Consider the following 11,853-nt stretch of genomic DNA (forward strand, 5'->3'; position numbering starts at 1 on the left):
GAGCAAATTTAAAGAAGTTAAGGTGGGTAACCTGTTTTTTTCTACTTGCAGCAATGTTTCAAAAAGTATATGTGTCGAGTTGGGTAAAGTTGAAGGAGGTTCTTAAATGAGCAACTATTAATTTGGTAGTGTATAACATTAATAAATTTAAATGATGCAACCATTTCCAGCAACAAAAATCAGCTAGCGTGAGAAGATTTTTTCTTGGAATCGCGTGGTCTACCATGTGATACGTTCGAACTTTCTTGTATAGTAACTTTACTATACACTAAAACTAGCCACATTGGCTCATTTTCACTAAATCTACGTACGAACTAATTTACTTAGCTTTGTTGCAAAAATTTCACACTTTTATTTTCACAACCCTATTTTGTGCAGCTTGTTCTCGCAAATGTATGACCTTTTTTAAAGGGGTAAATAATTCAATTCCTTATAACACTAACTAGCATGGTACTTTTACTAAAATATTTTTTTAAAAAGTTAGTTGACTTATAAATAATTCTCTACTGATACTGGCATATATTTGTTTATTCTGCTGAAGTGGTTCCGCAGGTTACTGTATAAGCTTCAGCAGTTTTTGCACTCCTTTAAAGCATAATCCATCATATTCCTATAATAGTAATATTAAATACAGCTGGTGCTTCTCAATTTTGTTGATCTATGGTAAAACTAGACCTGCTGCAAAAGGAAAGTTGCTGTTCTTATGGTAGTCTATTTTCAAAAAAAATCTGATTTTAAAGTATATTACAGAAAAGAAGCATATTATCCTGGTCAATTTTTAACCCTTAAAAAATACTCCATTTTTGTTTTGCAGCAGGTCTACAGATGAAAGCAATCATTGGTGCAACTGTTGAGGTGATAAAGCGCAGCGAATTACACACCTTTGCTGTATTGCTGAAAAGATGGGTTGTTGAGAGATCTTTTGCTTGGTTGGAGAAGTGTAGACGATTGTGGAAAAATCAACACCAGCCTACATATTGTCGTTCTTGCTTTCACTTCTCTACTCTTGAAAAGATTTTAAACAGGCTCTTAGCAAATTTTCAGAGATGGTAAATAGATTTTAGTGCGTGCAATAATTTATACGAAATTGGTGTTAATGAAAAATTGATATCTATATCTATATACTGGAATAGTTATGTTAATTTAGTGAGGTCCATATGAAAGGAAATACCAACAGAAATAGATCTTCTAGTCCAGAATCAAGATTAAGTGAAAAGAACTTAGTGATGCCTAAAACAGATAAGGTGACTATATATAGAGCAGAAGCGAGACCAAATCAAAGATTATATGTTGGCGACGATATAAAGATATATGGTAAGAAGAAACAAGAGAAAATTATACAGCGTACTAAAAAGATAATAGAAGAGAATCAGAAAAAAGGAAAGGAGAGAAGTGCGGATGAGATAGTAGAACAGATTACAAAAGAAATAAAGGAGAAGGAAGCAAAAAAGATGTTATTTATAGGTATTGATAATCCTGAAAGAGCAGAAGATTTTATGTCACAGTCAAGATTAAGAGAACGTAAAAAAGATATTCAGTTCTTACAAAACTCAATAGAGCTTCTTAAGAAATTATCTGAGGGATTCTCACAGTATAATGATCGTCAGCTCGAAATGCCTTTTAATGCTGCTGTGCACCTTATGCATGCAATTCATTTATTCAAAAGGTATTTGTTCGATGCACACGGGCAAACCATTCGTACAAGTGTAATATCCAAGGATACAGCAGAAAATTTGATACTACAATCGATGACTGAAAGATGTGTTACTAATTCTGAAGAAATACCTTATATAACTTTTACCAAAAAAGAAGGAGAACAATATTATGTACCTAAAAAGCTTTCTAATAAGAGAGAGCTTTCAGCTCATAGGGATGTACTAAATGTCGATGTAACAAAATCTTATAATCAGTTTGGTATAACTCGTGATACGTTTGCCCAGTTCATGAAAGAAATTAAAGAAAATGGTGTAAGTGAAGGTCTAACGTATCATAAAAGAAGTAGAAATCTTCCAAGATATTTAGAAAAAAGGATACTAGAACAGCCATCAGGATATTTAGAAAAAACGACACTAGAACAGCCATCAGACAATGAGAAGACAGAGGATATGCCTTCTCAATCGACGAGTCAATCTAATGGAGAAGTAAGACAGAGTTGGTTGAAACGAATTAAGATGGAAGAGAAAAAGAGATTTGATGGAAAAATTGATGCCCACTATTCAAACATAGTGAATAACATGGGAGTTAAATAAACCATACGCGTCAAGTTAAGGAAAAAGATATGAAGGAGATAGAATAATAAGATACAAGTTCTCTCAGATGATCTTCCTGGAAGATGAGGGTTATTGAGAATTTACATATCAAATTAAGTATATAGTAGATTGTACTGGTAAAATGTATATGATGGCAGGCTCAAAGTCATATGAAGCTACAGTAGGAGAACACAACTCTCTAAAAAATATCAAAGTTAGAAAAATTATACTTGCATTTGCTTTTATTCATGCTAATTACTGTACATAATGTATTTATAGATTGAGGGGTATGGTGTTAGGGTATATTTCAAAAAATGAGCAGGTATGTTTAAGATTATCACTGTTTTTATTACATAATTAAGTGTCAGTTCCTGTAACACTAGCTTACCTCCATTCTTTGTTTTAAAGTATTGGTTTTCTGGCACATAGTCTTTTCCATTGCCTATTGCTTTTGTAAATTAAGATTCTAAGCCGTAAAACTTCTTTAATTGCTCACTCCACAGCATCGGTATTTCCCCCAAGTCAGCTAACTTCAAACCCCTTGGCTGTCTTCCATTTACTATGTCTTCTTTAATTTTCGGAGCTAGATAATTTAACCTTAAAATTTGCTGTATACGTCTTGTACCTATGTTTATTTTCTTACTCAGCTCTTTTATATTTGCATATTCTCCTTCCTCTAGCTGACGTTTCCACAAATGAGCTCTTACCACTGCTTTCAGTAGCGCATTATTTGTTTTCCCTTCTGGCTCTACTACTGTGCATTTGTTTCCTTTCTTTTTTAACCCCATTGGTATAAATTCTACCTTATCCTCTGAACTTACCTCTATTCCATCTTCTTTCACCATTACTCCCTTTACTAATTTTTTCACCACTTCTTTCTGTTTTCCAAAACTTAAATTTTTCCACTCTTCTGCTTTTTCTTCCAAATTTTCATATAGGCGTTCAGCTCTCTTCATTACTTCTTTTTCCACTTCTCCCGCTACTACTGTTCGGTTCATCGACTTGCAACCTTTTCCTCTTAAATGGTTATTGCATATATAATATCGATACCTTTTATTTTCTTTTTTTGAGTATGTCAGCGTCATGTTTACTTTGCAGCATCTGCACCTTATCATCCCCTTTAGCAGCGCTTCCTCATATTTTACTCCTCGATATGGTTGATTCTTTATCAATTCTTGTGCTTTTTGCCATTTTTCTTTTTCTATTATCGCATCGTGCTTTCCCTCATACTCTTTCTCATAATGTCTTATCTTTCCCATATATATTGGGTTTGTTACTATCCTTCTCACTGTTGCTTTTTTAAAAATATCTGATTTTGTTCGATATCCTTCTCTGTTCAACTCTCTCGCCAACTCTGCCATTGACTTCAGCTCCAAATATCTTTCAAATATATGCTTCACTGTCTTTGCTTCTTTCTCATTTATTATTAATTCTTTATCTTTTACATCATACCCAAATGGCACAGTTCCACCCATCCATAACCCTTGCTCTTTTGATGTTGCTATTTTATTTTTTACCCTTTCTACGATCATCTCTCTTTCTAATTGTGCTGCTCCTGATAACACTGTTTGTACAAACTTCCCCATTGGCGTATTATTGTCAAATATCTGTGTTACTGCTACAAAATTTACTCTATGCCTTCTAAAAAATGATGTAACTTCTATGCTGTCTTTTGTTTCCCTTGATAGTCTGTCTAATGTATATACTACTACACAATCTACTTCTCCTCCTTTAACATCTGCAAATAATTCCTTTATCGCTGGTCTTTCTAAATTTTTTCCTGAATATCCTCCATCATCGTACCTTTTGGCCAATATTACCCAGCCTTCTCTGCTCTTTATGTACTTTTCACATGCTACTCGCTGGGCATCAAGACTGTTAAACTTTTGTTCTAGTCCGTCTTCATTTGATTTTCTCGTATATATCGCACATCTTACTTCTTTTAGCATTTTCTCCTCCTCAGCTCCCATTTTTATCACGCATCCCAAATAATAAAGGCCCGTTGTAGCTCATTCCCATTATTTTTCCGGCTACTGCTGATAATGATGTGAAAAATTCTTCTCTGTAGATTAAACCCTTATCTGTTACCATTACCGCATGCGTCTCTTCACCTCTCTCCAATATCAACTCTGTTCCTGCTACTGGCAATTTGTCACTACTTATTCTTTTTCCCTTCTCTAGCCGATCTGCCAGATACTCTAGTCTTTTTGTCCCCTTTCTTGACATTTCTCCATACGCTTCCTCCTGCATTCTATAAGCTAATCTTGGTATCAGATATTTCTTTGAGTATCTAGGCGCTTCTTTTCCAAATACCTTCTTCCACATTTTTCTCAGCTCATTCAAAGGTTTTCTCTCTAAATTCATTACTTTCTTTTCTATTTCTTTCTCCATATTTTTAGCCCTTCATAAATAGCTTTTCAATTCTGTCTATTTCTTTCTTCAATACTTCAGTTACTTCTTTACTGGTTTTCGCATAATCCATCGCTGTCATTCCAAATTTATCCGCTTGCTCTATTTCTCCTCCAGCTTTCACTAGCTCCTCCACTATTTCTTTTTCTCCTACCATACATGCAAGGTGCAATGGAGTGCATTTATTGCCATATTCTTCCGCATTTACATTTGCTCCTGACTTTATCAACTCTTTCACGGTTTCTAGACGTTTCTCCGTTACCGCTAGATGCAGTGCTGTGTATCCTTCTACATCTGCTGCATTTACATTCGCTCCTTTTTCAACTAATAAACTCACTGTTTTTGCTTCTACTGCATAATGCAGAGCTATTCTTTCCTTTTCGTCTCTTGCATAAATACTTTTAAATGAGTTCTCTAATAATTCTTTTGCTGATTTATTAAATTTGCCAATCTTTAACATAATCCACCTCACCTTTTCTTTAAAATCAAGTCCCCTTTTTAAGCCTTTCTTCCTACTACATTTTCTACCTCATCTATCATTTCGTTCACTTGGCTCATTATTTTGCTTGCTAAATTTTTACATTCTTCCTTTATTAGCGATTTGTCTCTCTTCCTTATTTCTCCTATCTCTATTATTTTTAGCTCCGGCATGTAGCTCCCATTCAACATGTCTGCTATTTCTCCCACTAGCCCCTCTATTCCATAGCACGTCAGTTCTCTACTTTTTGTTATTCCTCCTTTTTCTCTCAAAAATTTACTTGCCTTTTCACTTTCTTTGCTATCACATAGACGATACTTTTCACTTTCCCAGATATAGTACATTGGTGTTGCACCATATTTATTCAGTTGATTAACCTCAGCTCCTGCTTTTACTAGCTCTTTTATTATTTCAACTCCTGCTCCTCCTATTTTGCACGCAGAGTGCAGTGGCGTACATCCAGTAACATATTGAGTAGCATTTACTTCTGCTCCTTCCCTTAGCAGCACTTTTACATTTTCTAAACTTTTTGCGAATACTGCACAGTGCAGTGGTGTATAACCCTTTTTATCTCTTGCATTGATGTCCGCTCCTTTTGTTATTAATAACTTTACTGTTTTGCAATCGGAGATTTCCACTGCATGGTGCAATACTGTTTCCCCTTTTTCATCTTTTTCATTAATATTCTTAAACGAGTTCTCTAATAATTCATAAAATGACTTATTAAAAGCTTCTCTCTTTTCCTCACTGAACTTCATACTTACCTCACAAAATTAGCTTTTCTAGCGCCAGACAAATTTCTTATATTTACCTGCTGCTATTCAAGTCATGTCTGTTTTAGCATAAGAAAGCAAGTCTTTTTCTTTTTATTTCATACACTTTTACCTGTTATTAATATAATATATGAGAATCTAAATATAAGTATTTAACTTATTAAACATATTGCTTGACTATTTTTCCAACTTCTGTGCAAATGTCGATGTTCGTGCCACTTCAGTACTCCCGGGTAAAATACTAAAATGTGCTTTTCTAATTCGTGTATTGAGTCTTTTTGCTCTGAATCTGAGTCATTTTTATAGTAAACGTTGTGTTCTGCTAAAACATATTTTCTGACCTTCTGATCTGTATAATTTTCTACTTTGTAACGATGGATAATGCTGAATCTTTCTAAAATTGGCTTGTGTTTTAAACTCCAATGTTGCCCTGAAAGTTTATCGCTTCCCAATACAAATTTATTCCCTCTTTCCTCTATACTACCAACTGGAAAACATGTGTTTATTTCTCCTAAATTCCAACTATCCGATAATACTATCTGCGCTTTCGCAAACTTAATTTCTGGCAATAAGCTCTGTAGTAATGGATATAGTGCTTTTAAGTTATACCACTGATGACTTCTTTCATAAATGCCTTGGTAATCCTTTATGTGAGGCTCTGTTTCTCCAAGTACTGCCACATCTAACCGATATATGTCATTACTAAATGCCTGCTCATAATGAACACGAAAAGTACTAAACTTAAAACTTGGATTTAAGATCTTTAGCTCAAATGTATTCTTTCTACCAAATGACAGTACTGGTCCATCCTTTTCAACTTTTCTACCTGAATAATCTGATAATAAGCTGCCGAATATACTTTTATCTAATATAAACCTGTCAACGTTGTAATAATCATTGAAAATCCTCATTAGCCGCGATCTTGCTGGTAGTGATAGTTTTGCAAGTTCTACTACTGCATCTACAAAAAAGTTATTTGGAACATCTCTTATTCCTATTTGCAACTCGAAAAAATGTTTACCAGGTGGCTCCTCAATAATTGTAATATCTTCTATATTTGCCCATTTGAGCGCTATTTTAAGTGATGCAGGTGTTCCTCTCAGTCTTTGAAATTTTACTCCTTCTACTATGGCTTTTCTTCTATCTTTTACCCAGCGCAGTGTTTCTTCTAAACCATATTCTTCTATTATCCACGGCAATGTTTCTTCTTTAAGACTAAACTTAAATCCTCTGATACAGCTCGGATCAACCTTATAATCTGTTGCATCAACCAATGCTTGCTCTTGCTTTGTTGCGTTTGGGGGTAATAGCATTACTCAATCTTTAAATTTCGCAAATTTGCACACTCGTTACCTAGCACCACAACATCCTCTTTTGGCTCTATTAATTCTACGTTTTCTACACCTTCTACAAACAAATTTGCTATTATCCAAGATCTTGTAACATTCCATCCCAGCCTTCTATTTGCTTCAAACTTCTTAATGAACTGCTTCTTGATTTCCTCCTTTGATATTACAGAACTTATGCTCATTTTGCTGTGAATATCTATTTCCATAATATTGCAGCCAATTACTGTTACTGTATCGGTTAAAACTCTTATATCATCTCTAGTAACCTGCTTTTTTACAATTTCAAGTAGTTCTTCTGACACTATGCCAGTTGTGGATAATTGTGTTGATAAAATTGAAATTTGTACTTTTCCTGGTATAGGTGATTCTACTAATGCATCTTTTACTCTACTATCTGCTGACAGTGCATGATAACGATAATACTCTTTACTTCCTCCTGTACTCCAGCCTTTTATTTTTGCTTTTATTCTTTCTCTAAATCGTTCGTCCTCTTCTTCTTTTTCTCTCTCTACTCCATAAAATTCAGCTAAGTTATCAAGATCTTCTCCCGTTGCAAATTTAAGTAAATTACCCTTTACAGCTTCGTTTATCCTTTGTCTGAGTAAAAGTTCTCGCCATGCTGCTACCTCCAGAACTTTCATTGCTGGATCCGATTCTACTAATCCTGAAAAGGTTTCATCTCTACGGACTAACTCTTCTTTCATTCTCGAAAAGATTTCTTCATAACTTAGCTTTTCTACAATATTTAGCTGCTGCATCTTTAAACTACAATTTCATCAAAATGAATGTTTTTCCCGCTTGGTAAGTATAATCCTTCTAGGTCAAGCGTTACTTTTCCTTCTTTCACCTCTGTCATTTTTACTTTTTCTAGCTTAAATCTTTCCTCCCACCTTTGTAGAGCTTCTGCTACTGCTGAATAGATTTCCAAAGTTAAATCTCTATTTATTGGCTTATCTACTAATTCAAATAGTCTTGACCCATAATCTCTCCTCATTATTCTACTGTTAATAGGAGTGGTCAGTATATCAATTATTGATTGTTTCAGATGTTCTATTCCTTCTAATTCTTTTCCTGTTTTGGAGTCCATCCCTTTCATTTTTAGCCTGCAAACACGTTTTCACTGCCTTTTATTACTTTAAACCCACATGAAACTATATCTCCTACTCTTCCCGCTCCAAACCCATTTGCAAACACTGTTTTTGATCCTTCAGTTAATGCTCTTCCTTCACTAAAATTGTCTCCTTGTCTGCACATTGGCTTACCATTTACAAAAACATTGTTACTCCCACTAATGCAAAAATGCGGTGTTACTTCTACACAATAATCTCCTACTCGTACAACCGATTTATTCATTTAATTAAGGTTTATTCTATCTGCTTTCAGTTTTATTTCGCTCTTCGTCATCTCTATGCTCGATTCCCCAGCTTTCAGTGTTATTTTGTCTACTACTTCAATCTCTAAATGATGTTTATCTTTATCGTATGACAACTTTGTTCCATCTTGAAATGTTAAGCTACTCACCTCTTTTTTATTTTCTGGAGCAGAGTACTTTTGTTGATATATTCCAAGAAGTACTACTCCTAAAGATAATTCTCCCAGCGGGGAAAGTATAACTACTTGTTCATCGATATCTGGAGGACACCAATCTCTATCTTTTCCTGCTTTACTCGTTATCCATGGTAAATAATCTGTTAAAAATTCGCCTATTTTCACTCTTACTTTTGCTTTTTCATAATCTACTTCTTTTACAACTCCTATACGAATGATATTCGCTAATTTTCTACTTAGCTCTGAAATCGCAAAACTATGATCCAACATTTATATTTCCTACGTTTATTGTATGTGGTTTAATTTTCCCCTCTTCCCATACTGATTTACCTAAATGAAGCTGATGACTCCAATCAACCATCCACACCAAATATGCATCTAATTCGGGTCTAAATCCATCAGGCTCTGCAGAAAGAAATTCAGCCGGAGATACATTCTTTTCCCAGGTATTCTTGTTCACTACTCTTGCAACCTCAGCAGCTAATGTTCTGACAATAATAGGGGCATTTTCTATAGTACTATCAACTACTATTCTTGCCTCAAATCTTACCCTCAGAGCTAGTTCACCTGTTCCTGGATCACTTCCTTTTTCAAGACTACTAAGTTCTACTAATACCGCTGGTGCTAACAGTTCTTTTCTTATCGTCGGGTATACTTCGCATGTTTGTATAGTTAGGATTTCTTTCTTCAGTGTAGTACAAATTGCTTGATGTAAATCTATCCAGAACTTTGTCATACCTTTAAAATATAGTTTAGCTCATGCTTAAAGTATTTCTCAAACTCTCTCTCACTCTCATAATTAACAAGGTCTTTTATTATTCTTGAGCCTTCTGGTTCCAGTGGTAGCTTTACTTCTTGTATTGGCAATGCTGCCCTTCCTTCACGTTTAAACATACCGCTATTTCCTTTTGGCATAACTGCTGCAAATCCTCCTATAAATTGGTGCTTTCCTACTTTCGATCCTCTTCTTGTTTTTTGTATTTTGCCAATTGCCGATGCTCTAATGTCATAGAGATTTGCTCTAATTAACACTTCTAATCTGCTAGTTTTCGCCTTAAAAATTCTTAATCTCTTTCTTATCAAACTTAATTTTATCTTCTTTTCCTCACTGATTTCCTTAGCTGCTTTTGATTTTAGCCATATTGCTGTTTTGTTCAGCGCTTTTATAGCTGCCAGTTTTATTTTCTGCTCTTTTCTATCAATATTGGAGATTATTTCATTAATATTGTTACTAGTTTTTATATCAAACACTTTCTATTGCCTCAATTTTCCATATTTTACTTGAAGAATCTTTTAACGGTGGTTCAAAAATCTTGTAGAACCTTTTTTCAATCTTGATATAATCACCTATGCTAAAGGAAGTAACGTCCTGATCACGTATTTCTATAGAAGCAATTTGCTGAGTTAATGCTCCATCTGTACCTAGAGAGTACGTAGTGTCAGGACGTTTAATTAGCACTTTTATTTTACGAATACTCTCCTTATTTTTATTACAGTATGTGGCTTCCACTCCTAAATGCTCAAAACAATCTTCTAATAATCTCACTATATTCATCAACTAGAACTAATTTTTACCAAAACTGCCGGACGATGGCACATTGGCAGAGGATTTGACTGTGTATGTAAATCGGTCCCTCTATCAAATCTTCTTGGCTCTTGTTTTGCATAGAGTGGCTGTCCAAGAGTGTTTACTGTCTCATTAAAGTCTGCTGGTGCAAAATATGTTGTAAATGTACTTGCTGTTCCTACTGGAAAACAGTGCCCTGTATCTCTTTCTATAAATCTTCTCACGGTTCCTTCAGGATCTGTTGCTTGCCCTCTATATTCCTCAAATGTGATTCCGCAAAATGTAAATCCTGACCTCATATCATTCCTTAGCACTGCACCTTCTTGCCATCTTTCATATGCTTCTTTTACTTTACTATGCGAAGTGAGTGCATCAAAAAACTCAGGACTTACCAAGGCATGGATCCCGGTCATATATTCACCACTTAAGTTGTCTTCAATATGCCGCAATACTTCCAGACACTTACGTTTTACATCTGTTGTTGCTGTTCCCAGTGCAAAATTTACTACTTTTGGTGTTATTTCAAATTCGTTGTACAGATTTAATAATTCTGACCCATCAGCATCTAAAATTATTCCTTTGAGCGCTCCCATTCGCAAATGCTCTAATGTTATTGCATGTTTGTTTCTCATTAGCTGCAAATGATCAGTTATTACATCTGCCAGCGCTTTCAGTTCACTTTCTGATCCAAATGCTCTTATTCCTTGTACTTCCTCTGGTAACACTACATCATCGTGAGGAATATGTGGAATTGTAAACGTTCTTACTTTTCTTTTGCCACGTTTTCCCACTGTTGCTGGTGCTCCTGGAACTTGCGTTGGTAGTAAACTTAATACTCCGTTGTGTTCTTCTATGGTAATATGTCTAAATCTTACTGACCTACTTGGAAACAAATTTAAATTTTCAACACGTCCATAATTTATCGGCAATATATTCATCGCATTTGTTAGTGCCGTCATGCTAAATGCTGTATTTGTAAATGGATTTTGCATTTTTTCCCCTTTATGTTTTTTATTATTTACTAGACCCCTTTGCGGATGATGATCCCTCGTCCTTCAAGTTGCTTTATTGCTGCAGTTTTCTGCTCTTCAGTGATATTTGCTGGCCATACAACTGCATGATCTGCTAGCATTGCTATACGAGTAATGATTACTGCTTTGGTGTTTTCCGTTGCGTTTACATCACTTGTTATTACACCTATTGCTGTTTGTGTGCCATCTGTTCCAATGGGATTAAGTACTCTAATAAAACCATCGTCCGTCTTTTTGGCAACTACTGCACCAAGTTTAATATTTTGACCTTTAGCTACTGTTATTTGGTCTCTTGAATATAGACTTGATGCTTCATACTTTAATAGGTCACCAAGGTTATTTTGTTCAGTTATACTTGTCATACCTTTTTCTCTCCTTTTTTTATTTTTTTACCGCCGCGTTTACAATTGCTATACACCGCGGTTATTACCTTATAATTAGCCATTATG

Annotated in this window: 15 protein-coding genes and 1 pseudogene; 2 read left to right on the plus strand and 14 right to left on the minus strand. The window is 34.9% G+C overall.

Annotated elements, in window-relative coordinates:
- Window positions 1–807: 807 nt before the first annotated feature.
- Both OPR43_RS01805 and OPR43_RS01810 read left to right on the plus strand, forming a co-directional pair.
- Window positions 808–1,021: pseudogene (locus OPR43_RS01805) on the plus strand (transposase); the annotation flags it as partial.
- A 136-nt stretch (window positions 1,022–1,157) separates the two neighbouring features.
- Window positions 1,158–2,249 (plus strand): hypothetical protein, encoded by a 1,092-nt coding sequence (locus OPR43_RS01810; protein WP_265035179.1) that lies wholly within the window; start codon window positions 1,158–1,160, stop codon window positions 2,247–2,249.
- Window positions 2,250–2,707: 458 nt separating this feature from the next.
- Here the strand turns inward: OPR43_RS01810 and OPR43_RS01815 are convergent, their stop codons facing one another.
- The 14 genes from OPR43_RS01815 to OPR43_RS01880 form a co-directional block, all read right to left on the minus strand.
- Window positions 2,708–4,198, minus strand: a complete 1,491-nt coding sequence (locus OPR43_RS01815) for a recombinase family protein (protein ID WP_265035181.1) — start codon at window positions 4,196–4,198, stop codon at window positions 2,708–2,710.
- A gap of 10 nt (window positions 4,199–4,208) precedes the next feature.
- Complete coding sequence (locus OPR43_RS01820; RefSeq protein WP_265035183.1) at window positions 4,209–4,640, minus strand: DUF2924 domain-containing protein; 432 nt, start codon at window positions 4,638–4,640, stop codon at window positions 4,209–4,211.
- Between the two features lie 4 nt (window positions 4,641–4,644).
- Window positions 4,645–5,118, minus strand: a complete 474-nt coding sequence (locus OPR43_RS01825; protein WP_265035184.1) for an ankyrin repeat domain-containing protein — start codon at window positions 5,116–5,118, stop codon at window positions 4,645–4,647.
- Window positions 5,119–5,156: 38 nt separating this feature from the next.
- Window positions 5,157–5,894, minus strand: a complete 738-nt coding sequence (locus OPR43_RS01830) for an ankyrin repeat domain-containing protein (RefSeq protein WP_265035186.1) — start codon at window positions 5,892–5,894, stop codon at window positions 5,157–5,159.
- Between the two features lie 167 nt (window positions 5,895–6,061).
- Window positions 6,062–7,222, minus strand: coding sequence for a phage tail protein (locus OPR43_RS01835; protein ID WP_265035187.1), 1,161 nt, complete (start codon window positions 7,220–7,222; stop codon window positions 6,062–6,064).
- Window positions 7,222–8,016, minus strand: coding sequence for a baseplate assembly protein (locus tag OPR43_RS01840; RefSeq protein WP_265035189.1), 795 nt, complete (start codon window positions 8,014–8,016; stop codon window positions 7,222–7,224). The genes OPR43_RS01835 and OPR43_RS01840 overlap by 1 nt, the downstream gene beginning before the upstream one ends.
- A gap of 2 nt (window positions 8,017–8,018) precedes the next feature.
- Entirely contained in the window at window positions 8,019–8,354 is a 336-nt protein-coding gene (locus OPR43_RS01845) for a GPW/gp25 family protein (protein ID WP_065095147.1), read from the minus strand.
- Window positions 8,355–8,356: 2 nt separating this feature from the next.
- Window positions 8,357–8,611, minus strand: coding sequence for a PAAR domain-containing protein (locus OPR43_RS01850; RefSeq protein ID WP_265035191.1), 255 nt, complete (start codon window positions 8,609–8,611; stop codon window positions 8,357–8,359).
- Complete coding sequence (locus OPR43_RS01855; RefSeq protein ID WP_265035192.1) at window positions 8,612–9,076, minus strand: phage baseplate assembly protein V; 465 nt, start codon at window positions 9,074–9,076, stop codon at window positions 8,612–8,614. It lies immediately after the preceding gene.
- On the minus strand, window positions 9,063–9,542 hold the full coding sequence (locus OPR43_RS01860; RefSeq protein ID WP_265035193.1) for a hypothetical protein: 480 nt from the start codon (window positions 9,540–9,542) through the stop codon (window positions 9,063–9,065). The genes OPR43_RS01855 and OPR43_RS01860 overlap by 14 nt, the downstream gene beginning before the upstream one ends.
- Complete coding sequence (locus OPR43_RS01865; protein WP_265035194.1) at window positions 9,539–10,057, minus strand: phage tail protein; 519 nt, start codon at window positions 10,055–10,057, stop codon at window positions 9,539–9,541. The genes OPR43_RS01860 and OPR43_RS01865 overlap by 4 nt, the downstream gene beginning before the upstream one ends.
- Window positions 10,050–10,361, minus strand: coding sequence for a head-tail joining protein (locus tag OPR43_RS01870; RefSeq protein ID WP_265035195.1), 312 nt, complete (start codon window positions 10,359–10,361; stop codon window positions 10,050–10,052). The genes OPR43_RS01865 and OPR43_RS01870 overlap by 8 nt, the downstream gene beginning before the upstream one ends.
- The gene (locus tag OPR43_RS01875) at window positions 10,361–11,365 is read right to left on the minus strand and encodes a major capsid protein (protein WP_265035197.1); all 1,005 of its coding nucleotides are present in this window, start codon (window positions 11,363–11,365) and stop codon (window positions 10,361–10,363) included. Before OPR43_RS01875 ends, OPR43_RS01870 begins: the two co-directional genes overlap by 1 nt.
- A 29-nt stretch (window positions 11,366–11,394) precedes the next feature.
- Window positions 11,395–11,766: a head decoration protein gene (locus OPR43_RS01880; protein ID WP_265035198.1), complete on the minus strand. Its 372-nt coding sequence runs from the start codon at window positions 11,764–11,766 to the stop codon at window positions 11,395–11,397.
- Window positions 11,767–11,853 lie beyond the last annotated feature (87 nt).

This window comes from Wolbachia endosymbiont (group A) of Apoderus coryli (assembly GCF_947251615.1).
In the GTDB taxonomy this organism is placed as follows: Bacteria; Pseudomonadota; Alphaproteobacteria; order Rickettsiales; family Anaplasmataceae; genus Wolbachia.

Coding starts and splice junctions, on each gene's coding strand:
- OPR43_RS01810 (WP_265035179.1), top strand. CDS start 1,158: ATGAAAGGAAATACCAACAGAAATAGATCTTCTAGTCCAGAATCAAGA.
- OPR43_RS01815 (WP_265035181.1), bottom strand. CDS start 4,198: ATGCTAAAAGAAGTAAGATGTGCGATATATACGAGAAAATCAAATGAA.
- OPR43_RS01820 (WP_265035183.1), bottom strand. CDS start 4,640: ATGGAGAAAGAAATAGAAAAGAAAGTAATGAATTTAGAGAGAAAACCT.
- OPR43_RS01825 (WP_265035184.1), bottom strand. CDS start 5,118: ATGTTAAAGATTGGCAAATTTAATAAATCAGCAAAAGAATTATTAGAG.
- OPR43_RS01830 (WP_265035186.1), bottom strand. CDS start 5,894: ATGAAGTTCAGTGAGGAAAAGAGAGAAGCTTTTAATAAGTCATTTTAT.
- OPR43_RS01835 (WP_265035187.1), bottom strand. CDS start 7,222: ATGCTATTACCCCCAAACGCAACAAAGCAAGAGCAAGCATTGGTTGAT.
- OPR43_RS01840 (WP_265035189.1), bottom strand. CDS start 8,016: ATGCAGCAGCTAAATATTGTAGAAAAGCTAAGTTATGAAGAAATCTTT.
- OPR43_RS01845 (WP_065095147.1), bottom strand. CDS start 8,354: ATGAAAGGGATGGACTCCAAAACAGGAAAAGAATTAGAAGGAATAGAA.
- OPR43_RS01850 (WP_265035191.1), bottom strand. CDS start 8,611: ATGAATAAATCGGTTGTACGAGTAGGAGATTATTGTGTAGAAGTAACA.
- OPR43_RS01855 (WP_265035192.1), bottom strand. CDS start 9,076: ATGTTGGATCATAGTTTTGCGATTTCAGAGCTAAGTAGAAAATTAGCG.
- OPR43_RS01860 (WP_265035193.1), bottom strand. CDS start 9,542: ATGACAAAGTTCTGGATAGATTTACATCAAGCAATTTGTACTACACTG.
- OPR43_RS01870 (WP_265035195.1), bottom strand. CDS start 10,361: ATGAATATAGTGAGATTATTAGAAGATTGTTTTGAGCATTTAGGAGTG.
- OPR43_RS01875 (WP_265035197.1), bottom strand. CDS start 11,365: ATGCAAAATCCATTTACAAATACAGCATTTAGCATGACGGCACTAACA.
- OPR43_RS01880 (WP_265035198.1), bottom strand. CDS start 11,766: ATGACAAGTATAACTGAACAAAATAACCTTGGTGACCTATTAAAGTAT.